General features: G+C 73.1%; 22 protein-coding genes. 14 read left to right on the plus strand and 8 right to left on the minus strand.

Annotation, left to right across the window (positions count from 1 at the left end):
* Positions 1-106: 106 nt before the first annotated feature.
* Entirely contained in the window at positions 107-1,477 is a 1,371-nt protein-coding gene (locus ACWCYY_RS24830) for a glycosyltransferase 87 family protein (protein ID WP_449797290.1), read from the plus strand.
* A gap of 223 nt (positions 1,478-1,700) precedes the next feature.
* On the opposite strand, the gene ACWCYY_RS24835 is transcribed toward ACWCYY_RS24830, so the two are convergent.
* Positions 1,701-2,117: an SsgA family sporulation/cell division regulator gene (locus ACWCYY_RS24835; RefSeq protein WP_345290404.1), complete on the minus strand. Its 417-nt coding sequence runs from the start codon at positions 2,115-2,117 to the stop codon at positions 1,701-1,703.
* A gap of 227 nt (positions 2,118-2,344) precedes the next feature.
* Here ACWCYY_RS24835 and ACWCYY_RS24840 point away from each other — a divergent pair, with 227 nt between their 5' ends.
* Complete coding sequence (locus tag ACWCYY_RS24840; RefSeq protein ID WP_449797291.1) at positions 2,345-3,730, plus strand: RDD family protein; 1,386 nt, start codon at positions 2,345-2,347, stop codon at positions 3,728-3,730.
* Between the two features lie 76 nt (positions 3,731-3,806).
* On the plus strand, positions 3,807-4,541 hold the full coding sequence (locus tag ACWCYY_RS24845) for an RDD family protein (protein ID WP_449797292.1): 735 nt from the start codon (positions 3,807-3,809) through the stop codon (positions 4,539-4,541).
* Positions 4,542-4,646: 105 nt separating this feature from the next.
* On the opposite strand, the gene ACWCYY_RS24850 is transcribed toward ACWCYY_RS24845, so the two are convergent.
* The gene (locus tag ACWCYY_RS24850; RefSeq protein WP_345290407.1) at positions 4,647-4,892 is read right to left on the minus strand and encodes a hypothetical protein; all 246 of its coding nucleotides are present in this window, start codon (positions 4,890-4,892) and stop codon (positions 4,647-4,649) included.
* A gap of 184 nt (positions 4,893-5,076) precedes the next feature.
* On the opposite strand from ACWCYY_RS24850, the gene ACWCYY_RS24855 reads away from it, so the two are divergent.
* From ACWCYY_RS24855 to ACWCYY_RS24875, 5 genes are all read left to right on the plus strand, one after another.
* Complete coding sequence (locus ACWCYY_RS24855; RefSeq protein ID WP_449797293.1) at positions 5,077-5,796, plus strand: endonuclease V; 720 nt, start codon at positions 5,077-5,079, stop codon at positions 5,794-5,796.
* Positions 5,797-5,964: 168 nt separating this feature from the next.
* The gene (locus ACWCYY_RS24860; RefSeq protein ID WP_449797294.1) at positions 5,965-6,432 is read left to right on the plus strand and encodes a hypothetical protein; all 468 of its coding nucleotides are present in this window, start codon (positions 5,965-5,967) and stop codon (positions 6,430-6,432) included.
* Positions 6,433-6,484: 52 nt separating this feature from the next.
* Positions 6,485-7,861 (plus strand): PPE domain-containing protein, encoded by a 1,377-nt coding sequence (locus ACWCYY_RS24865; RefSeq protein WP_449797295.1) that lies wholly within the window; start codon positions 6,485-6,487, stop codon positions 7,859-7,861.
* Between the two features lie 43 nt (positions 7,862-7,904).
* The gene (locus ACWCYY_RS24870; protein WP_449797296.1) at positions 7,905-9,290 is read left to right on the plus strand and encodes a S8 family serine peptidase; all 1,386 of its coding nucleotides are present in this window, start codon (positions 7,905-7,907) and stop codon (positions 9,288-9,290) included.
* Between the two features lie 102 nt (positions 9,291-9,392).
* Positions 9,393-9,632 (plus strand): hypothetical protein, encoded by a 240-nt coding sequence (locus tag ACWCYY_RS24875; RefSeq protein ID WP_449797297.1) that lies wholly within the window; start codon positions 9,393-9,395, stop codon positions 9,630-9,632.
* Here the strand turns inward: ACWCYY_RS24875 and ACWCYY_RS24880 are convergent.
* Positions 9,623-10,204 carry a GNAT family N-acetyltransferase gene (locus ACWCYY_RS24880; RefSeq protein WP_345290413.1) on the minus strand — a complete coding sequence of 194 codons (582 nt, stop codon included), beginning with the start codon at positions 10,202-10,204 and terminating at the stop codon, positions 9,623-9,625. The two genes, ACWCYY_RS24875 and ACWCYY_RS24880, sit on opposite strands and share 10 nt — an antisense overlap.
* Positions 10,205-10,324: 120 nt before the next feature.
* On the opposite strand from ACWCYY_RS24880, the gene ACWCYY_RS24885 reads away from it, so the two are divergent.
* Positions 10,325-10,816, plus strand: a complete 492-nt coding sequence (locus tag ACWCYY_RS24885; RefSeq protein ID WP_345290414.1) for a GNAT family N-acetyltransferase — start codon at positions 10,325-10,327, stop codon at positions 10,814-10,816.
* Between the two features lie 98 nt (positions 10,817-10,914).
* A complete protein-coding gene (locus ACWCYY_RS24890; protein WP_380149623.1) occupies positions 10,915-11,454 on the plus strand; it encodes a DinB family protein in 540 nt (179 codons plus the stop codon).
* Positions 11,455-11,517: 63 nt separating this feature from the next.
* Here ACWCYY_RS24890 and ACWCYY_RS24895 read toward each other — a convergent pair whose 3' ends face one another.
* From ACWCYY_RS24895 to ACWCYY_RS24905, 3 genes are all read right to left on the minus strand, one after another.
* Positions 11,518-12,636 (minus strand): DUF2332 domain-containing protein, encoded by a 1,119-nt coding sequence (locus ACWCYY_RS24895; protein ID WP_449797298.1) that lies wholly within the window; start codon positions 12,634-12,636, stop codon positions 11,518-11,520.
* Between the two features lie 227 nt (positions 12,637-12,863).
* A complete protein-coding gene (locus ACWCYY_RS24900; RefSeq protein WP_345290417.1) occupies positions 12,864-13,271 on the minus strand; it encodes a hypothetical protein in 408 nt (135 codons plus the stop codon).
* Positions 13,272-13,841: 570 nt separating this feature from the next.
* On the minus strand, positions 13,842-14,273 hold the full coding sequence (locus ACWCYY_RS24905; RefSeq protein ID WP_345290418.1) for a hypothetical protein: 432 nt from the start codon (positions 14,271-14,273) through the stop codon (positions 13,842-13,844).
* Positions 14,274-14,591: 318 nt separating this feature from the next.
* Here ACWCYY_RS24905 and ACWCYY_RS24910 point away from each other — a divergent pair, with 318 nt between their 5' ends.
* Positions 14,592-15,617, plus strand: coding sequence for a hypothetical protein (locus tag ACWCYY_RS24910; protein WP_449797299.1), 1,026 nt, complete (start codon positions 14,592-14,594; stop codon positions 15,615-15,617).
* A gap of 181 nt (positions 15,618-15,798) precedes the next feature.
* Here ACWCYY_RS24910 and ACWCYY_RS24915 read toward each other — a convergent pair whose 3' ends face one another.
* Both ACWCYY_RS24915 and ACWCYY_RS24920 read right to left on the minus strand, forming a co-directional pair.
* Positions 15,799-16,389 (minus strand): isochorismatase family protein, encoded by a 591-nt coding sequence (locus tag ACWCYY_RS24915; protein ID WP_449797300.1) that lies wholly within the window; start codon positions 16,387-16,389, stop codon positions 15,799-15,801.
* Positions 16,390-16,490: 101 nt separating this feature from the next.
* The gene (locus tag ACWCYY_RS24920) at positions 16,491-17,807 is read right to left on the minus strand and encodes a nicotinate phosphoribosyltransferase (RefSeq protein WP_345290421.1); all 1,317 of its coding nucleotides are present in this window, start codon (positions 17,805-17,807) and stop codon (positions 16,491-16,493) included.
* Between the two features lie 129 nt (positions 17,808-17,936).
* Between ACWCYY_RS24920 and clpS the strand changes: the two genes are divergently transcribed.
* From clpS to ACWCYY_RS24935, 3 genes are all read left to right on the plus strand, one after another.
* Positions 17,937-18,230, plus strand: a complete 294-nt coding sequence (gene clpS / locus ACWCYY_RS24925; protein WP_345290422.1) for an ATP-dependent Clp protease adapter ClpS — start codon at positions 17,937-17,939, stop codon at positions 18,228-18,230.
* A gap of 62 nt (positions 18,231-18,292) precedes the next feature.
* On the plus strand, positions 18,293-18,868 hold the full coding sequence (locus ACWCYY_RS24930; RefSeq protein ID WP_345290423.1) for a DUF2017 domain-containing protein: 576 nt from the start codon (positions 18,293-18,295) through the stop codon (positions 18,866-18,868).
* Positions 18,869-19,051: 183 nt separating this feature from the next.
* Entirely contained in the window at positions 19,052-20,494 is a 1,443-nt protein-coding gene (locus tag ACWCYY_RS24935; RefSeq protein WP_345290424.1) for an amino acid permease, read from the plus strand.
* Positions 20,495-20,513 lie beyond the last annotated feature (19 nt).

A 20,513-nucleotide genomic window follows, 5' to 3' on the forward strand; every position in this document is an offset into this window, starting at 1 on the left:
CGCTTGCCCGACCGCCTGCCCAACGTCTGCCCGGCCGCTCGCCGGGCCGTGGCCGCGGACCGTCGGGTAAGGTCGCAAGCTGGTCGACCGGCGGACGGAGCGGAACGTGACAACGGCGCAGGAACAGCGCGAGGCCCCGGAACGGGCGCCTTCCCCGTCACCCGCCCGTACCCTCCGGGCCACCCCGCAGGCCGTCCGGGAGGCGGTCAAGGAAGCACCCAGGCGGCTCATGGTGACCGCTTCGGTGGTCGCCGTCCTCTCCCTGCTGGTCTACGCGGTGCTGCGGCACTTCGTCGGCACCTCGATGGTGGACATGATCGTCTACCGGGCCGAGGGAGCCGCCGTGGCCAACGGCACCGACCTCTACGCCCTGCGGGTGACGGAGTGGAACCTGCCGGCCACCTACCCGCCGTTCGCCGCGATGCTCTTCGTGCCGACCACCTGGTTCGGCGTCCCGTTCCTCCGGGTGGCGATCACCCTCGGGAACGTCGCGCTGCTCGGCCTGTTGGCCCACCTCTCCTTCAAGCTGGTCGGCTGGCCGCGCAAGGAGCTGCGCCCGGTCGGCGTGGTGCTGGTGGCCGGGCTCGGCGTCTGGCTGGAGCCGGTCTTCACCACCCTGCGGTACGGCCAGATCAACCTGGCCCTGGCCTGCCTGATCCTCTGGGACCTCACCCGGCCCGACGGCCACCGCTCCAAGGGCCTGGCCATCGGCATCGCCGCCGGGATCAAGCTCACCCCCGGCCTGTTCGCGGTCTACCTGCTGATCACCGGCCGGATCAGGGCCGCCTTCGTGGCGGGCTTCACCTTCCTCGGCACCTTCCTGATCGGCGCCCTGGTGCTGCCGGACGCCACCTGGGGCTTCTGGACCAAGTACCTCTACGACTCCTCCCGGGTCGGCAAGACCGAGATCGTCGACAACCAGTCCGTGCGCGGCGCCGTCGCCCGCCTGCTGCACACCGCCGAACCGGGCACCGTGGCCACCCTGGCCGGGGCCGTGGTCGCGGTGGCGGGTCTGGCCACCGCGTCCTGGGCCTACCGCAGCGCGCGCTGGGCCCCCCGGGCCGAGGCCTGGGGCGTCTGCTGCGCCGCCGTCACGGCCGTGCTGATCTCGCCGATCAGCTGGACCCACCACTGGGTCTGGTGCGTCCCGGTGCTGGTGCTGCTGGCCGCCGAGGCCGCGCACGAGCGCTCCCGCCCGGCCCTGGTCCGGCGGCTGCGGTGGCGGCCGATCTTCGGCGCCACCCTGCTCGCCTTCGTGTCCTTCGGCATGTGGCTCGTCCCGCACAAGGGCGACCTCGACCTGCACCTGTCGCCGATCGCCCAGCTCCCGGCAGCGGTCTACCCGCTGGTCGGCCTCTGCTTCCTGCTGACCGCCGCACTCCGGGTCCGCTCCCGGCGCCGCTTCGCCGGGGCGCCGCTGGTCAGCCTGCCGACCCAGCGCAGGGCACCCGAAGGGGCCGGCGCACCGCGACGGTGAGCTGACGCTCCCTCATCCGGGGGTGGGGGCGGCGCGCTCCGCTGACGGAGCGTCGGCCGGCCCCCACGCCCGGCCGCATGCTCCCCGGCGTGGACCACGAAGGCCCACGCCGCACCACCGGACGCGCGCCCGTGCCCGCGCCCGTTTCTGCTTCCAGCTCCGCTCCTGCTCCTGCTCGGGCTCCCGCCTCCGCCGAGCGGGGGTCCTCCGCCGTCCGGCGGCGTCACGCGAGCAGCTCGGCCAGCGAGTGGTCCAGGTCCAGTGCCGCCAGCTCCGCGCCCGGCGGCACCAGCCGGTGGGCGCGCTCCAGCCAGGCCGCGACGGCCGGCAGCGGCGCCTCCAGCAGCGCGTCCCCGGCCGGGGAGCTGAGCGCCATGCAGAGCACGCTGCGCCGCCCGGAGCGGGTCGGCCAGATCCTCACGTCCCCCTGCCCACACGGCCTGAACGTGCCCTCCACCAGCAGCTCCCGGGCGAACACCCAGGTCACCGGCGTGCCGGTGTCCAGGTGGAAGGTGATGTGGACGGCGTACGGGTCGTGGCTGCCGTACGACAGCCGGGCCGGGACGGGGACGCTGCGCTCGGGGGAGAGCACCAGGTTCAGTTCGAGCTCGTGCTCGACCACGCTCGTGGACCGTTCCATGACGGGTTCCTCTCGGTGTCCGCGGGGTCCGCTCTCGAACCCCTCCACCGGAGGAGAGCGGGGCGCGGCGAAGGTCTTACACACATTCGGCGCACGTTCCGGGATTCACCAACTGCCCGCCGCGACGGCGCCGAGGCACTACCCTTTGTGACTGCTCGACGACTGTCCGACCGCGACCGGCTGGTGACGGTGCGTCGCCCCACGGTGCTGCCAGGAGAGAAGACCCCATGACGGAACGCCCCTTCGCAACTCACCAGGGCGAACCGGGGGCGCTGGCCGCAGCCGCGCCCGCCCCGCTGCCGGGCTACTACCCGGACCCCTCCGTCCCCGGCTTCGTCCGCTACTGGGGCGGTGCCTCCTGGGTGCCCGGCACCAGCCGTCCGGCCCCGGTGGCCGGCGAACACCTGGCGCCGCCCCGCGGCGTCGCCCAGCGGCCCGCCAACCTGGCCGCCGCCGCCCCGCCGCCACCGGTCCTGCCCTCGCCCTCTCCCTCTCCCGCCCCGGCTCCCGGTTTCGGCGGCGCCTTCGCGGGGGGCGCTCCGCCGGTGCGGGCGGACGAGACCGGCCCGGTGTTCTTCGACGAGACCTCGGGCGGCGCGTCCTTCGTGATGGCGCCGTTCGCCGCCGAGGCCGTCGCACCGCCGGTCCGGCCGCTCCCCCCGACCCCGTCTCCGGCAGTGGCCGCGAACCCCGCTCCCGCCCCGGCTCCGGTGGCGGCCGGATGGAAGGCCACCCAGTCGCGGCCGGCCGAGCGGATCTCCTGGGGCGCCCCGGCGGTCACCACCCCCGAACCGGTGCCGACCGCGTCCGCCACCGTCGTGGCACCCGCGCCCGTGCCCGCACCTGTGCCCGTGCCCGCACCTGTGCCCGCGCCCGTGCCCGTGTCGGCTCCCGCGCCGGAGCCCGTGGCCCCGGGAACGGGGTCGCGGCCCGAGCGGACGGCGGTCGCGGAGCCCGTCACCCCGAAGGCGGGGGGCGCCGTCCCCGCCGCCCGGCGGAAGCCGGTCACGTCCGCCTCCGGGTCCGCCTCCGGATCCACGTCCGGGTCCACCTCCGGCCCCTCGCCCGCCGCTGCCGCCGCGCGCCGCCGGGGCCCGGCAGCCGCCCGCAGGCCCGCCGTGCCCGTCCCGGCCGGTCTCGGCCGCCGCCTGACGGCCCGTCTGGTCGACGGCCTGGTGCTCGTGCTGGTGGCCGTGGCGGCCGGGGTGCCGATGGTCCGCTCGATCTCCGTCCACCTGGACCAGAAGCTCGGCGAGGCCGCGCAGGCCAGCCGGGCCAACAGCGGTGCCCAGGTGCAGGTCTGGCTGGTCGACGGCACCGTGCTCGGCCGGGCCGGGGTGCTGCTGGGCGTGGTGCTGCTGGCCGCACTGCTCTACGAGGTGCTCCCGGTGGCCCGCACCGGCCAGACCTTCGGCAAGCGGCTGGCCGGGATCAGGGTGGTCGACGCGGAACGTCCCGGTGTCGCGCCCTCCTTCGGCCGTTCGGCACTGCGCTGGGTGGTGCGGCAGGCGGCGCTGCTCTCGGTGTTCGGCCTGCTGGCCCCGGTCCTGGACCGGAAGGGCCGACGGGCCTGGCAGGACCGGGCGGCCGGTACCCGGGTGGTCCGGTCCTGACCCTGACCACTCGTCAGGTAGGCAAAACGGACCAAATATCCCAACACTGCCGTAATCAGGGTGTTCTACTCGGGTCATGAGCACCCATGACCCCTCGTCAGGATCCGAACCGGAGGGGGGCGACCGGCCCTCCTTCGACAAGCAACCCCCGCCGTCCGGTACGCCGTCCGGTGCGCCGGCCGACCCGTACGGCAGCCCGCCGCCCCCGGCCGACCCCTACGGCAGCGGCAGCCCGCACAACGGGGCGCCCGGCGCCCACGGTTCGCCCTACGGGGCGGCGCCGCCCCCGCCGCCGCCCGGCTACGGCCAGGACCCGTACGGCCAGTCCCCGTACGGTCAGGCCCCCTACGGTGGTCAGTACGGCGTGGGCGCCGGCCCGGTGCCCGGGATGCCGCCGCTCGGCGGCTGGGGCGCCCGGATCGGTGCGCGGGTGATCGACTACCTGATCGTCCAGGTGGTGGCCGTGGTGATCGCCGCCCCGTTCGCCGACCTCGGCTCGCGCAACGGCTGGCTCAGCACCTTCTGGGTCACCTACGTCCTCTACCTGATCTACGAGGGCGTCATGCTCAGCCGGGACGGCCAGACCGTCGGCAAGAAGGTGACCAAGGTCCGGGTCGCGATGCTCGTCGACGGCAGCCCCCCGACCACCGCCGCGGCCTGGAGCCGGGCGGCCACCTTCGCCGCCCCCGCACTGATCTGCTGCGGCCAGCTGTGGTGGGTGGTCGACGGCCTGTTCGGCGTCTTCGACAAGCCCTACCGCCAGGCGATCCACGACAAGGCGGCCAAGACCGTGGTGGTCAGCACCGCCTGACGCACCCTCGGACCCGCGCGCGCGGGCCCGCGCGCTCGGACCCGCCCCGTACGGCCGCCGCTCCCGCGGCCCTGCCGTACGGGGCGTCCGTACGTCCGGCCCGGATCAGCGGTGGGCGGCGTACTCCCGGGCCGGCGCGCTCTGCGGCGCCCCGACGGACGCGATCCGGCGCCGCCGATCGGCCCCGGTCACCAGCAGAGCGGTCGTCAGGGTGCCGAGCGCGACGGCGAACCCGACCAGCACCGCGATCTCGAACACCCCCCTCGACCCGGAGACAGCGAGCAGGACGGCGGCCGCGACCACCACGGTCAGGACGCCGGTGCTGAGGTGAGCCAGGGTGGGACGAGACATGACGGACCGTCCTTCGCGTACGGGGGAGGGGAGGGTGCGGAGCGGGGGAAGCCTTGCCTTACCTGTCCAAGGTCTACCCACCCCCGGTCCCGGACAAGTACCTTTCCCGTCCCCTTCCCTCCGGGCCCCGCAGGCTGGATACGGTGGCACCCGACCGCTCGAACACCCCGGGGGAACCGTGCCCGTGCCACCGTCCTCGTCCCACCCGTCCACCACCCCCGAGGGCTGGCCGCGCACCGAGGAGGAGGCCGTCGCGGAACAGCTGCGACTGCGCCCGCTGATCGACCCGACCGGCCCCGAACCGGCCCCCGACGCCCTGGTCGCCGGCGTGGACGTCGCCTACGACGACGAACGCGACCTGGTGGTCGCCGCCGCCGTCCTGCTCTCCCTCCCCACCCTCACCGTGGTCGAGGAGACCACCGCCGCCGGCCGGATCTCCTTCCCCTACGTCCCCGGCCTGCTCGCCTTCCGCGAACTCCCCACCGTCCTCGACGCCCTGGCCTCCCTCCGCACCCGCCCCGACCTCGTCGTCTGCGACGGCTACGGCCTCGCCCACCCCCGCCGCCTCGGCCTCGCCACCCACCTCGGCCTCCTCACCGACCTCCCCACCCTCGGCGTCGCCAAGACCCCCTTCACCTTCACCCACACCCCACCCGCCCCCACCCGAGGCGCCACCACCCCCCTCCTCGACCCCACCACCGGCGAACAGGTCGGCGCCGCCCTCCGCACCCGCCCCGACGTCAAACCCGTCTTCGTCTCCACCGGCCACCGCATCGGCCTCCCCGAATCCCTCGCCACCGTCCTCCGCCTCACCCCCACCTACCGCCTCCCCGAAACGACCCGCCGCGCCGACTCCCTCTGCCGCCGTGCCCTCTCCACCGCCCTCGCCCGCCCCGTGTACTGATTCCGTCCCAATCCCCGACGGTGCGTCACGTCACCCTCCGACCCGGGCATCCCATGTGTTAGACATGAGGGTTGAGGGGGCGGTCGCCACGGACCCGTCGCCTACGAAACACCTGACATCGAGTCACACAAACCAGTCCCAGCACTGGCTCCACGGGGGAGGACAGTCGTGAGTACGGGCAAGGGCTACCGCGTCGAAGTGGACAGCCTGCGGGCCTTCGCTACCCAGGTACGCGGCCTACTGGACGAGTTCCAATCACGAGCGGACGGCACCCGCACCCACGGCCAGACCGGCGTGGCGCGGAGCGCCTTCGGGAGCTTCGCCGAGGCGCAGGCGCTGCACGATCAGTACGAGAACATGCGGGACGGGCTGCGGGACGTCATGAACGCTCTTCAGGACGCGGTGGACCAGGCACAGCGCAAGGCGGACCTCACCGCGGCCAACTACGAGGAGCAGGAGGCCGAGACCGTCCGAGGTCTCAAGCTCAACTCCGACGGTTGGTCGGTCAGCGGTGGACCCACGGCAACGCCCGTCGCGTACAACGCGCCTCAGCGCCCGAGTGCGGTCCCGACCCCGAAGGCCCCGGTTCCCGGCACTGCGCCGGTGACTGCCGCGGACCCTCAGGCGACCTGGTGAGCGGGTCGGCACTCAAGATCGCCGCGCGGCACCGGACTGGAGGGTAGGGCCCATGAACCAGCACACGAACTTCAACGACTACAGCCACGCCGATCTTCGCCGGATGGTGGGGTCGATGGATTCCGGTGGCGTCATGTCCGCTGCCGATCCCTGGCGCCGGGCAACGGACACCCTGAAGCAGATCCAGCAATCGCTGGCGACCTCCGCAGGCGATGCCACCACGTCCTGGGAGGGTGACACCAGCGACGCGTTCCACGCCAAGATGACCCGACTCGCGGAGAGCATCAACACCGCCGCCGCGTACGCGAACGACGCTGCGATCACGCTCGAGATGATGTCCAGCGCGATCGACGAGGCCAAGCGGACCATGCCCGAGGAGCCCAGCTTCTGGTCCAAGGCGGCCGACGCGATCGGTGACACCGCGTCATCCGCGGTCGGCAACGAGGACGAGGACACCAAGACGGCGATCAGCGATGAGAAGAAGACTCAAGCAGTGGCCGTCATGAACCTCCTGGCGACCCGTTATCGCGCCGCCACCTCCTACATGAAGCCGCCGATCGTACGGTCGCCGATCGAGGACATCGTGGACGTCCCGTCGCCGGGCGACTCCATGGGCTCTGCCGCGATCAGCGCGCTGCTCCTGGGCGGTGGCATGGGCGCCCGGGCCGGCAAGGAGTACGGGAGCTCCTCCACCACTGGCGTCCGGAGCAGCGGAGGACCTGTCGGGGGCGCTCCGAAGTCCCCGAAGGTCATCACCCCCGGGCCGACGGATCCGGGTATCAAGGGCGGTACGGCCAACCCTGCCCCGAAGCCGGCTTCTCCGGTGATCACCAGTCCCGGAACGGGCCTTGACGGCACAGGTGTGATCAACCGGCCCGGAACGGGCGGGCCTGGTGGCCCCGTCGCAGGCGGTCACGGTGGAGGTACTGGCGGCCTGTCAGGCGGTGCTGCCGGCGGGCAGGGTGGCATCACCGTTGGTGGTTCTGCTTCCAACGGCGGCATCAGGGCAACCGCCGGCGGCAGCGGCATCGGAGCCCGGGGAACGTTCTCGGGCGACGGTGGCCGTGGGCTCGGCGGGGCCCGTGGTGGCGCGTTCGGCGCTGGTGGGATGTCGGGCGGGGCCGCAGGAGGCTCGGTCGGCGGCGGTGCTGTCGGCGGTGGGTCGCGGCAGGTCGGCCGTTCCGGTGGCGTGGTGGGCGGGGCCGCGCCCGGTCAGGGGAGCAAGGGAGCTTTCACAGAGGGCGGTTCGGGACTCGGACGAGCGCGTGGTCAGTCTGCTCAGGGCGCCGGCGGTCAGGGCGGATTCCCGGGGGCGAACCAGGCGGCGAAGAAGAAGGAGAAGCAGGAGGGCAAGCGACCGGACTACCTGGTCGAGGACGAGGAGACCTGGGCGACCGGGCGCCCGGCCAACCCGAACGTGGTGGACTGAGCCTCCGTCGGGTGGCGGTCCTCGAGGACAGGAGTGACACGGCTTGAAGATCAGCCGACTGGGACGTGGTACGGCGCTGTTGGCCGTCGGGTCCTTGATGTGGAGCATGGGCACCGGACCGGCTGCCGCGGACACCATTCGCGAGGCGCAGTGGGCGATCGACCGGTACAAGGCGGCCACCGAGGTCTGGCCGATTTCCGAAGGCGCCGATGTGACGGTCGCCGTGATCGACACCGGGGTCCTGGGCGATCATCAGGACCTCACCGGTCAGGTGCTGCCCGGAGCCGACTTCTCGGGCGAGCAGTCGGACGGGAGGGTGGACAAGCTCGGCCACGGCACCAGCATCGCGAGCTTGATCGCGGCACACGGCCATGGTGACGCGGCGGGCATCATCGGCCTCGCGCCGAAGGCCAAGATCCTGCCTGTCAGGATCGCTCTGGACGAGGCCGGTGCGATGCCCTCTGGCGGAGAGGCACGCTTCGCCGAAGCCCTCCGCTATGCGGTGGACCACGGCGCCAAGGTCGTCAACATGTCCATCACGCTGGGCGGGTTGCGGTTGAACGCCGAGGCCAGGGCTGCTGTCAACTACGCGGTCAGCAAGGACGTCGTGCTGGTCAGTGGTTCCGGCAACCTCGGAGGGCAGGACGCCCCGGTCTCCTACCCGGCAGCCTTCCCGGGAGTTGTGGCAGTCGGGGCGGTCGATCGTCAGGGGACGGTCTGGAACAAGTCGAACCGGGGGCCCGAACTCACCCTGGTTGCTCCGGGGGTGGAGGTCTACAGCGCCACCAGCAAGTCGACCACCAGCTACGGCAACGGCACCGGTACCTCCGCAGCCACCGCCTACGTGTCGGCCATCGCTGCTCTGGTGCGGTCGAAGTACCCGCAACTGTCGGCGGGGCAGGTCATCAACCGCATGACCAAGTCGGCAGTGGCGAGCCAGGGGCAGAAGATCCCCAACGAGAACTTCGGGTACGGGGTCGCCTCGCCTTCCAAGGCCCTCGCAGCGAATCCGGAGGTCGACAACGGCCCGCGCGACAACCCGCTGCTCTCACGCGTGGAATCGCAGGGCGGCCCTCAGGCGTCGTCACCCGCCTCCGCGCCCGCCACCGGTGGGGCGAAGGAGGGCCAGACGGCGGCTCCGGTGGGGGAGAAGAAGGACGACGGTGGGATCCCGGTGTTCGTGTGGGGGGTCGTCGGGGTGTTGGCCGTGGTGGTGGTCGGTGGGGTGATCGTGCTGGCTCGCCGTCGTGGTGGTGGCGGCGGTGGGGGGCAACCGCCGCAGCCTCCGTACGGGGGTGGGCAGCAGTATCCGCAGCAGTACCCGCCGCAGCAGCAGTACCAGCAGTATCCGCAGCCGCCGCAGCCGGGCCAGGGCTACCCGCCCCCGCCCCCGCCGCAGCAGGGCGGCGGCGGCAACCCGTACCGCTGACACGCCCACGAACGGCGCACAATCCGAGCACGGCGAACGGCCCTTCGGGTACTGATGACCAGTCAAGTCGTCAGTAGACCGAAGGGCCGTTCCATGTTCCGGGTGTTCACCAGTTCCTCCTCCGCCCCCGCCTCGCGCCGCCGGCTCCCCGCCGTGCTGCTCGCCGCTGGCCTGGCGGCCGCCACCTTCGGGGGTGCCGCCGCCGCGTCCGCGTCGGAGAACCACGGCCCGGCCAACGCCGAGGAGGCGAAGGTCTGTTCGGACCTGTTGGGCTGGGCGCAGGGGATCGTGGGGCTGCCGGCGACTTCGGTGGATGCCAGCTGTACCGTCCGTCAGGGCTGAGCGGCGGAGGGGGTGGTGGCCGCCCGCCATTCGGGGGCGAGGGCGGCCATCAGCAGGATGTCGTGGCGGGTGCCGTCCCAGACGTGGGCGTCGCGGAGGCGGCCTTCGGGGAGGAAGCCGGCCTTGAGGTAGGCGGCCCGGGCGCGGGGGTTGTAGGAGAAGACCTCCAGGTGGACGCGGTGCAGGCCGATGGCGTCGAAGGCGTGGGAGAGCAGGAGCCGGGTGGCTTCGGTGCCGAGGCCGCGGCCGGCGACGGCGGGGTCGAGGGCGATCCGGTAGGAGGCGGATTCGGTGGGGCGGTCGAGTTCGTTGAGGGCGAGTTCGCCGAGGTAGGCGCCGGTGCGGAGGTCTTCGACGGCCAGGTCGAGGCGGTCGGGCTGGTCGGCGCGGGTGGCGCACCAGTCGTCGATCTCGGCGCGGGTGAACTGCTTGGTGGTGCCGGTGAGCCGGAGCAGTTCCGGGTCCTGGAAGGTGCGCCAGGCGTCGTCGGCGTGGGCGGGGGAGAGCGGCACCAGGCGGACGCGTTCGCCGGTGAGGGTGGGCTTGTGGCGGAGGGCCTCGTCGTTGATCACCTCTCAGTTGTAGTCAGCGGGGCCGGGCCCCGCCACGGGATTCCGTCCGCGCGCCGTCGGAGGCCGGTGCCAGGAGGAAAACCGGTGGTCGGGTCCGAACGGCCGGGGCAGACTGGCGGGATGATCATTCGTGAGGCGACGGCCGCGGACTGGCCGGCCATCTGGCGGTTCCTGCACCGGATCGTGGCGGCGGGCGACACCTTCACCTGGCCGCGGGACATCGGCGAGGAGGACGCCCGGGCGATCTGGATGAAGCGGGCCCCTGGCCGGACGGTGGTCGCGGTGGACGGGGACGGCACCGTGCTCGGCAGCGCCGAGACGCACCCCAACCAGATGGGCCCCGGCTCGCACATCGCCAATGCCGGTTTCATGGTCGCCCCGGAGCATGCCGGCAAGGGCGTCGGACGGGCGCTGGCGGAGCACGTGATCGAGCAGGCCGGGGCGGACGGGTACCGGGCGATGCAGTACAACGCCGTGGTGGCCACCAACACCCGGGCGGTGGAGCTGTGGAAGTCGCTCGGCTTCGCGGTGATCGGCACCGTCCCGGAGGGCTTCCGGCACGCCGAGCTCGGTTATGTGGACCTGCTGGTGATGTACCGTCCGCTCGTCTGACCGGCGTTGGGGGCCGTTGGCGGCGTTGGCAGGATCTTGGCGGGTGCTGGCGTCGTGGCCACTGGCCGGGCCCGGGCGGTCCGCGCCATGCTGGAGCCATGATCACGCCTGACACCAAGGACTGGACCTGGGTCCTGGAACGCGCCTGCCCCGACTGCGGCTTCGACACCCCGGAGGTGGACGCCGAGCGGGTCGCCGACCTGGTCCGGGCCAACGCCGCCGCCTGGGTGGCGCTGCTCGCGGAGCGGCCGGAGGCGGCGCTGCGGAGCCGTCCCGTACCGGAGGTCTGGTCGGACCTGGAGTACGCCTGCCACGTGCGGGACGTGTTCCGGCTGTTCCGTGTCCGGCTGGGGCTGATGCTGGACGAGCAGGACCCGCTGTTCGCCAACTGGGACCAGGACGAGACCGCCGTCGCCGAGCGCTACGGCGAGCAGGACCCGGCCCGGGTCTCAGCCGAACTCGCCGAGGCGGCCGAGGAGTTGGCCGCCGCCTTCGACCGGGTCGAGGGCGGGCAGTGGCAGCGGCCGGGGCGTCGCAGCGACGGTGCCCGTTTCACGGTGGCCTCCTTCGCCCGGTACCTGATCCACGACCCGGTGCACCACCTGTACGACGTCACCGAGGGACGCCCCACGATCTGACCGGTCCGCCGCTCAGCCGGTCCGCCGGTCGCAGCCCCGCAACCCCGCAGCCGAACCGGCCCGTCAGGCGAGGGGCCAGGCCGGAAGGCCGTGCGGGACCGCCTCGGCGAGCACGGACTCGGCGGCCGGCCCGGTGCGGACGGTGAGCAGGAAGCGGTGCTCGCGCCAGTCCGGGGTGCGGCGCGGCTCGAAGGAGACGTGGGCGAACGGGGCCGCAGGGGTGGACTCGGCCGCCAGGCGGTCCAACTCGGCCTCCACCAGCGCCCATTCGGCGGCCGGGACGTACTGGCGCATCACCGAGTGCCAGACGACGGTGAGGGCGCCCTCCGCGAGCGAGACCCCGCGGAGGAACTCGGCCGCACCCACGGGCTCGACGGTGGTGGGCAGCCGTTCCGCCAGCTGGAGGGCTCCGGTGAGCCGGGCGGCCCGCTCGGGCTGGTCGGCCCAGACGTAGGAGCGCAGCGCGAGGGCGCCCTCGGGGGAACGCGGGTCGATGGGGTCGAGGTCGCAGCCGCGCCGTTCGGCGAAGCGCAGCGGCGGGAGTTCCGCCGCCGCGCCGAGCGGGGACGGCGGGGTGCCCCGCCAGGCGTCGGCCAGCAGGACGGGGGAGTCGGCGGGGCCGAAGGCTCCGGTCGCGGAAGCGGCAGTCGCTCCGGCCTCGGGACCGGAAGGAGTGGACCAGGCGCAGCGGAAGTGGTCGGCGAGCAGGTTGAGCCCGGCGCTGGAACCGAGTTCGAACAGCCGGACCGGCAGGTCGGCGCCGTCGAGGGCGTGCAGGACGCCGGCGATCAGCAGGTTGGCCCGGCCGGTCTCGTTGGTCTGCGGGGGCCTGGTCAGCCAGTCCTTCAGCCAGTCGGGGTGGTCCGCCACGGTGGCCCGGAAGTCCTCCCAGACGGCTTCCGGGACGGGGGACGGACAGCTTCCGCCGGCGCTCGGGTAGTGGGCGGCGAGGGCGGGGGCCCGTCCGCTGAGCACCAGGGCGTGCACCCCGCCCATCAGTCGGAGTGCGATGGCGTCGGGTCCGGGGGCGTCCTCGTGACCGCTGACCGCAGCCGCGCACGGGCCGTTCTCCAGCAGGTCCCGCGCGGCCCGGCGGATCAGGAAGGCGTACAGCGGCGAGCCGAGTTCGTCGCAGGCGTCGGCCTGCCGGTCGAACATCGCGGCGGTTCGGGCGAGGGACACTGGCGCCTCCCTGGAGCTCTGCGGTGGGGCTGACCACCCGTCAGTCGGGCGGCCCTCCACATCATTCGCCCGCGAAGCCCGGCCTGAGAAGGACCCGCCGGGGTGATCGTGATCACCGAGCCGCACGCACCCCACCGCACGCACCCCACCGCACGCACTTCACCGCACGCACCGCACACCGTGCCGAGTTCCGTGCCGCACGCGCCCCCGGTGCCGCGCGGGCCCGGTCACCAGTCGGCGGCCGCGCGCAGGGCGTGGCGGAGCTGGCTGGCCACGTTGGCGTGGTCGGCGCCGACCACGTCGGCGATCTCCGGGGTGGCCAGGCCGACCACGTAGTGGAGGATGGCGAGATCCTCGTCCGGCGTCGCGGTCGGCCGCTGCGGTGGCACCCGGGCCTCGTCGCCGCGTTCGGCCACGGTGGCGCGCAGGATGCGCCAGGCGTCGGCGGTCGGGTTGGGGCTGCCGAGCAGTTCGGGCCAGGCGGCGGCGAGGGCGCCGAAGGCCTCCTCGACCACTGCGGCGGCCTGCGCGGCGTCCCGGAACCAGACCCGGGCGTAGCTCAGGTACCGCGGATGGTGCAGCTCCCGGAAGGCGGCGAACTCCACCGAGGAGACCGGGTCATGACGGTTGGTCACATCAGCCTCTCGATCCGGGTGCGACGACGGGTTCGGCGACGGGGTGGCCGTCCTTCACTCTAGGGCCTCGGATGACTGCTCTGTGTGACAAGTCCCATCAGATACCCGTGCGAGGGATGCGATTGAGCCGTTGTGTGACGGGGTGTCAGTTCCCTTGGTGCGGGCGGCGATCGGTGCGCCGGCGGGCCGGCCGGCAGGGGCGCCGGCGCCGCCGCGCCGGGGACCTCGGCCGTAGGCCGGTCGCACTGGGCCGTACGAGGGGCGCAGGGGCCGCACAGGGGCCGCAGGGGGCCGCAGAGGGGGCCGCGCGGCGGTCTCGGGGGCTCGGAGCGGGGCGCTGCGGGTGCCGGTGCGGGGCCGCATGAGGGCACGTGGAGCAGTGCGGGGGCCCGGAGGTGGTGCCGACGTGCGTGGTGGGCGCGCGCGTGCCGGTGGCAGCGCGCCCCGGACCGGTCGCGCTGCTCGGCGGCGCCGGTCCGGCCGCACGGGCGGCAGCCGTGAGGGCCCGGGCCCGGGGCCGGTCGGGGTGCGGTGCCGATCCGGGCGGGGGCCGGACCCCGAGGGAGGGGTTCAGCAGGTGCGGTTGGGTTCGTCGGGTTTGCGGCGGGCCCGCTTGGCAGCGGCTGTGGCGGCCGTTGCTGCGGCGGCTGCGGCGGAGGGAGCGGCGGCGCGGCGGTTCTGCTGCTCGGGGACGCCGGCTGCTTCGAGCGCCTCCCGTGCGGCCAGGTAGGCGTGCACGGCGGCGATGCCGTACACCGGCTGGATCAGCTGGTTGCCCTTGAAGAACGGTCGCGCAGGGGCGAAGCCGGCCGCGACCACCAGGTCGCGGATCTCCGCTATCTCCTCCTCGGTCCGCGCGGTGAAGCGGACCTCCCACCCCTTCTTGTACAAGTGGCCCTCCTCGCCGCTGCGGCGGGCCAGGTCCGGCTGTCGGACGTAGCCGGGCAGTCGGCCTAGGCGCAGCTGGGCAGCGCGCAGGGAGGCGGTTTCGTCACGTGGCATGAGTGTGATGTTAGGCAATCCTGCGCGGGCGGTGTGACCCCCGAGCGGCGGGGATGCGTATGGCGCTCGTCACTCTCGGTCAGGCACCGCAGGTCGCGGCGGGTGCCGGGGCGTCGCGCCGATGGCCGAAACGGTGTGCGAAATGCGGATGGTACAGGCCAACTGCGGTCGATACCGGCAGTCCGATGAACGTCCTTTGGGCCGAATGGGTGAGGGTATGGGGACTTTAGTGCGGGCTAGTCCCGGTTTCGCGACGGTTGGGTAACGGTGCGTCAGGTCGTGGATGCGGAGCGGGGGGTCTTGGGGAGGGTAGGCGGCATGAGCAGCTACCAGATTCCTTCGCCCTCGCCCTCCCTCGAGGAGCTGGCCCGCCGCCAGCAGAACGTGATCACCGCGAACCAGCTCCGGTCCCGCGGCGTGCCCACCCGGCTGGTCAGCGAGCGCTGCCGCCGGGGCGGCCCCTGGCAGCGGCTGCTGCCCAAGGTCTACCTGCTCCAGGGCGGCGAGCCGACCCCGGAGCAGCGGATGTGGGCCGCACTGCTGTACGCCGCCCAGGACGGCCGCGAGGAGGGCCGCCGCGAGGGTGCTGTGATCACCGGTGCGGCCGCGCTGGCGCTGTACGGCTTCGCCTCCGCGCCCCGGCTGCCCGCCGTCACCGGGGTGGAGGTGCTGGTGCCCCGTCAGCGTCGCCTCAAGGACGCGGGTGAGGTCCGGATCCGGCGTACGGAGAGGGAGTTGGAGGCCCGCTCGGTGCACGGCCTGGCCTGCGCCCCGGTCGCCCGGGCGGTCGCCGACACGCTGCGGGAGTGGACCGACTCGGCCGCGTTCGACACGGGGGAGGTGCACCCGGCGCAGCTGCGGGCGGTGCTGCGCGAGTCCGTCTCCCGCGGCGAGACCGGTTGCACGGTGCGGGACTTGCTGGCCGAGCTGGCCGAGGCCGGGCTGCTCACCGAGCCCCGGGTGCGGGCCGCGGTGGACGAACTCCTGGCCGCCGGGCGGGAGTCGGCGCTGGAGCGGCTGAACGAGCTGGTGGACGAGTGGCTGCTGCCGGTGCCGTCGGCCGGGCCCGAGCTCCGGATGAAGGGCGGCACCTTCGTGGCCGTGCCGGACCTGTACTGGCCGGGAGCGGCGGTCGCGGTGGAGGTGGACTCGGAGCTGCGCTGCGTCAGCGAGGGCGAGGCGGCCTGGGTCCGGGGCGGGCAGCATCGGATGGAGTACCTCGGGGTCCGGGTGGTCTACGTCTCCACCGACCGCCTGGAGGCCGAACCCGACGTGGTGGGCGGCGAGTTGCGCGAGGCCTTCCTGGCCGGTGGCGAGGACGTGGTCGAGCTGGTGGTCACCTGAACGGGACGTGTGGCGCCCCCTGCGGCGCCCTGCGACGACCGAACCGTGGTGACCGGCCTGCGGAGGCGGGCCCGCCAGGCGCACCACCTCCGCCGCACCAGCCGCACCAGTCGCGCCGCACCCGCCGCTCCTCGACCCTCCGGCCCCGCTCCGGGGCTGCCGCCCCGCGCCGCGCCGGACGTCAGGAACGGACGATCGGTGCTCCGGTCAACTCCACGCCCGCAGCGGTGAGTTCGGCCAGTGCGGCCTCGGTGGTGGGGCCCGAGACCCCGGCCGTCAGATCGAGCAGTACCCGGGTGGTGAAGCCCGCCCGGTGCGCGTCCAGGGCGGTCGCCCGGACGCAGTGGTCGGTGGCGATCCCGACCACGTCCACCTCCGTCACCCCGCGCTCGCGCAGCCACTCGGCCAGCCCCGCGCCGTTCTCGTCCGCGCCCTCGAAGCCGCTGTAGGCGGCCGAGTACGCGCCCTTGTCGAAGACCGCCTCGATCGCGCCGGAGAGCACCACCGGCGACAGGTTGGGGTGGAAGCCCACGCCCTCCGTGCCGGCCAGGCAGTGCACCGGCCAGGAGTCCCGGTAGTCCGGCTCGGCGGAGAAGTGCGCGCCCGGGTCGATGTGGTGGTCCCGGGTGGCGCAGATGTGCGCGTAGCCGGGGGTGGAACCGGCGATCAGGTCGGTGATCGCGGCGGCCACCTCGGCGCCGCCGGCGACGGCCAGGCTGCCGCCCTCGCAGAAGTCGTTCTGCACGTCCACGACGATCAGTGCCCGCTGCATGGCGTTGCTTCCTTCTCCCCCGACGGGGGCGGTGTGGTGGGCCCGGACGTTCGCCACTGTAGGGAGTGACGCGCGTAGGCGAAAGGGGAACGGCCGCCGGCTCAGCGGCCGAGCAGCAGCTCGGTGGGCAGCACCGGCTCGCCGCGCGAGAGCTGGGTGGCGGAGAGCGGCAGGCCGGCCCGCGCCCGTACGTGGCGTTCGCGCGCGGCGGCCAGCGGCTCGCGGCCGACCACCTCGCCGGCCTTGACGAGCGGGACCTGGAGCAGATGCGGCTCCAGCGCGTCCGGGACGGCCCCGGTGCCGGTCACCTCGGCCTCCGCGACGCCCTCCGCGTCGGGCCGCCGGGCGGCCCACTTCCGGCCGCCGACACTGGACTTGGCGCCGGCCGAGCGCTTGGCCACCGAGACCAGCGGGCCCTCGGGGCCGGCCGCCCTGGCGACCAGCTTGTAGACCATCGCGCAGGTCGGGTGGCCACTGCCGGTGACCAGGCTGGTGCCGACCCCGTAGCCGTCCACCGGGGCGGCGGCCAGCGCGGCGATCGCGTACTCGTCCAGGTCGGAGGTGACGATGATCCGGGTGGCGGTGGCGCCGAGCTCGTCCAGTTGGCGGCGGACCCGGTGGGCCAGCAGGGTGAGGTCGCCGGAGTCGATCCGGACGGCGCCGAGCTCGGGACCGGCGACCTCCACGGCGGTGCGGACCGCCTCCTTGAGGTCGTAGGTGTCGACCAGCAGGGTGGTGCCCCGGCCCATCGAGTCGATCTGCGCGGTGAAGGCGTCCCGCTCGCTGTCGTGCAGCAGGGTGAAGGCGTGCGCGGCGGTGCCGGTGGTCGGGATGCCGTAGGTGAAGCCGGCCTCCAGGTCGGAGGTGGCCTTGAACCCGGCGACGTAGGCGGCCCGGGCGGCGGCCACGGCGGCCCGCTCGTGGGCCCGGCGGGCGCCCATCTCGATGCAGGGGCGGTCGCCCGCGGCGCTGGTCATCCGGGAGGCGGCGGCGGCCACGGCCGAGTCGAAGTTGAGGATCGACAGGATCAGGGTCTCCAGGATCACCGCCTCGGCGAAGCTGCCCTCGACGGTCATCACGGGGGAGCCGGGGAAGTAGACCTCGCCCTCGGGGTAGCCGTGGATGTCGCCGGTGAAGCGGTAGTCGGCGAGGAAGCGCAGGGTCCGCTCGTCCACCACGCCCTGGTCCGAGAGCCAGTCCAGCTGCGGGGTGGTGAAGCGGAAGTCCTCGACCGCGTCCAACACCCGGCCGACCCCGGCCAGCACGCCGTAGCGGCGGCCGTCGGGGAGCCGGCGGGTGAACACCTCGAAGACCGAGCGCCGGTGGGCGGCGCCGCTGCGCAGGGCTGCCTGCAGCATGGTCAGTTCGTACCGGTCGGTGAGCAGCGCCGTGGAGTGGCGCGCGGTGGTGGCGTCCATGGGAACGATGCTAGCGGACTTAGCGTCACTTTGACGATTTCTCGTTCGAGTGGGACCGGATTCGCTCGCGGGTCCCCCGGATGGAAGCATGAGCAGTGGAGAACCGAGCCCCGACGAGGAGTGTCAGCCGTGAGTGTCGCGCCCGTGGAGATCGAGCGCCCGGAGGTCGAAGGCATTCCGGCACTGGAGCCGGACACCCCCTGGGTCACCATCGTCCACAACGACCCGGTCAACCTGATGAGTTACGTCCAGTACGTGTTCCAGGCCTACTTCGGCTACCCGAAGGAGAAGGCCAGGACGCTGATGATGGAGGTGCACCAGAAGGGCCGGGCGGTGGTCTCCAGCGGCACCCGCGAGGAGATGGAGCGGGACTGCCAGGCGATGCACGGCTACGGCCTGTGGGCCACCCTCCAGCACGACTGAGCGGGCCGAGGGCCCGACGGACCATCAACCACCCCACGACGTAGACGGGCTGACGAGGAATCATGGCTGGGCTGTTCGAGAGTGCCGGTGACGGCGGTGCGGCGATCGCGCTGGAGGAGGTCGAGGCGTCCATCCTGCGCTCCTTCGAGGTGCAGATGCTGGAGCTGATCGGCCCCGGCCCGGGCGGGGAGAGCGACGACCCGCTGGCCGCACTGTTCGCCGAGGGCCCCTCCAGCCCGCCCGCCGACCCGGCGCTGGCCCGGCTCTTCCCCGACGCCTATGGCGGTCCTGACGGCCCGTCGGGCCCGGAGGAGGTGGCCGCCGCCGGGGAGTTCCGCCGCTACACCGAGCTGGACCTGCGGGCCCGCAAGCGGGACGACGCGCTCGCGGTGATCCGCTCGCTGGACGGCCTGGGCGGCGTCGGCGGCGTGCTCAAGGCCGATGCCGAGGAGTGCCGGCACTGGCTCGGCGGCCTCAACGACCTGCGGCTCACCCTCGGCACCCGGCTGGAGGTCAGCGAGGACGACGACGAGGGCCTCTACGAGCTGGACGACGAGGACCCGCGCAAGCCGCTGGTGATGGCCTACCTCTGGTTCGGCATGCTCCAGGAGTCGCTGCTGGAGGCGATGGCGGGCTAGCGGTCGACCTGCCCGACGCGCCGCGCCGGAGCCCCGTCCCAGGTGTTGGGACGGGGCTCCCGGCATTCCGGGCAGATCCCACCGAACAGGGACGCTCCATGCTCAAATATCGCTCAGATACGCACCGGTATCCGGGCGTGCCGTGGTACGACTGCCACTCCCCACGAGCAAGGACGGTGGCCCATGGCCCAGCAGCAGTACGACGAGGTGACGGATCCGGTCCCCGACGAGGAGGGCTACGAGCGGGGTCTGGGCAGCCGTCAGATCCAGATGATCGCGATCGGCGGGGCGATCGGCACCGGGCTGTTCCTGGGCGCGGGCACCGCCATCTCCAAGGCCGGGCCGAGCCTGATCCTCAGCTACGCGGTGGCCGGCCTGGTGATCTTCGCGATCATGCGGGCGCTGGGGGAGCTGCTGACGTACCGTCCGGTCTCCGGCAGTTTCGCCGAGTACGCCCGTGAGTTCCTCGGCCCGTTCGCGGGCTACGTGACCGGCTGGACGTACTGGCTGTTCTGGGTGGTCACCGGCATGGCCGAGACCACCGCCGCCGCCGTCTACGTGAAGTTCTGGGCGCCGTCCATCCCCCAGTGGATCTCCGCCCTGGTCTTCCTGGTCATCCTCTACGGCGCCAACCTGATCTCGGTGAAGCTCTTCGGCGAGATCGAGTTCTGGTTCTCGATGATCAAGGTGACCGCGATCATCGGCATGATCCTGATCGGCATCGGGGTGCTCACCCTCGGCTTCAGCGACGCCGGCGACACCGCGGCCATCTCCAACCTCTGGTCGGACGGCGGCTTCTTCCCCAAGGGCATCGGCTCGACGGTGATGACCCTGCAGATCGTCATGTTCGCCTACCTCGGCGTCGAGCTGGTCGGCGTCACGGCCGGCGAGAGCGAGGACCCGGCGAAGACCCTGCCGCGCGCGATCAACACCCTGCCGTGGCGGATCGCGCTGTTCTACGTCGGCGCCCTGGTGGTCATCCTGGCCGTGGTGCCGTGGCGCGAATTCGCCCCCGGGGTCAGCCCGTTCGTGGCCGCCTTCGAGAAGATGGGCATCCCCGCCGCGGCCGGCATCGTGAACTTCGTGGTGCTCACCGCCGCGCTCTCCTCCTGCAACTCCGGGATGTACTCCACCGGCCGGATGCTGCGCGACCTGGCGCTGCGCGGCCAGGCCCCCGGGAAGCTCACCGACCTCAACGCCCGCAAGACCCCGGCGCTGGCGATCACCGTCTCCTGCCTGCTGATGGGCCTCGGCGTGGTGCTCAACTACCTGGCCCCGGCCAAGGCCTTCGAGTACATCACCTCCGTCGCCACCGTCTGCGGCCTCTGGACCTGGGCGATGATCCTGATCTGCCAGATCCGCTACCGCGCCGCCTGGAAGGCCGGCCACCTGCCGCCGCCCACCTTCAAGGCGCCCGGCGGGGTGATCGCCAGCTGGGCCTCGCTGGCCTTCCTGGTGCTGGTCGTGGTGCTCATCGCGATCGACGAGGACAGCCGCATCTCGCTCTACGTCTTCCCGGTCTGGGCCCTCCTGCTGGTCCTCGGCTACCAGGCCCTCAAGCGGCGCAACCCCGGGGCCACCACCGGGCACGACCACGACCACGTCCACGCGAGGTCCGGCGACTGAGACGGACGGCGGGCGCGGG

It is taken from the genome of Kitasatospora sp. NPDC001664, assembly GCF_053596675.1.

Coding starts and splice junctions, on each gene's coding strand:
- ACWCYY_RS24835 (WP_345290404.1), bottom strand. CDS start 2,117: ATGGAACGGTCCACGAGCGTGGTCGAGCACGAGCTCGAACTGAACCTG.
- ACWCYY_RS24840 (WP_449797291.1), top strand. CDS start 2,345: ATGACGGAACGCCCCTTCGCAACTCACCAGGGCGAACCGGGGGCGCTG.
- ACWCYY_RS24845 (WP_449797292.1), top strand. CDS start 3,807: ATGAGCACCCATGACCCCTCGTCAGGATCCGAACCGGAGGGGGGCGAC.
- ACWCYY_RS24850 (WP_345290407.1), bottom strand. CDS start 4,892: ATGTCTCGTCCCACCCTGGCTCACCTCAGCACCGGCGTCCTGACCGTG.
- ACWCYY_RS24865 (WP_449797295.1), top strand. CDS start 6,485: ATGAACCAGCACACGAACTTCAACGACTACAGCCACGCCGATCTTCGC.
- ACWCYY_RS24885 (WP_345290414.1), top strand. CDS start 10,325: ATGATCATTCGTGAGGCGACGGCCGCGGACTGGCCGGCCATCTGGCGG.
- ACWCYY_RS24890 (WP_380149623.1), top strand. CDS start 10,915: ATGATCACGCCTGACACCAAGGACTGGACCTGGGTCCTGGAACGCGCC.
- ACWCYY_RS24905 (WP_345290418.1), bottom strand. CDS start 14,273: ATGCCACGTGACGAAACCGCCTCCCTGCGCGCTGCCCAGCTGCGCCTA.
- ACWCYY_RS24910 (WP_449797299.1), top strand. CDS start 14,592: ATGAGCAGCTACCAGATTCCTTCGCCCTCGCCCTCCCTCGAGGAGCTG.
- ACWCYY_RS24915 (WP_449797300.1), bottom strand. CDS start 16,389: ATGCAGCGGGCACTGATCGTCGTGGACGTGCAGAACGACTTCTGCGAG.
- ACWCYY_RS24920 (WP_345290421.1), bottom strand. CDS start 17,807: ATGGACGCCACCACCGCGCGCCACTCCACGGCGCTGCTCACCGACCGG.
- ACWCYY_RS24930 (WP_345290423.1), top strand. CDS start 18,293: ATGGCTGGGCTGTTCGAGAGTGCCGGTGACGGCGGTGCGGCGATCGCG.
- ACWCYY_RS24935 (WP_345290424.1), top strand. CDS start 19,052: ATGGCCCAGCAGCAGTACGACGAGGTGACGGATCCGGTCCCCGACGAG.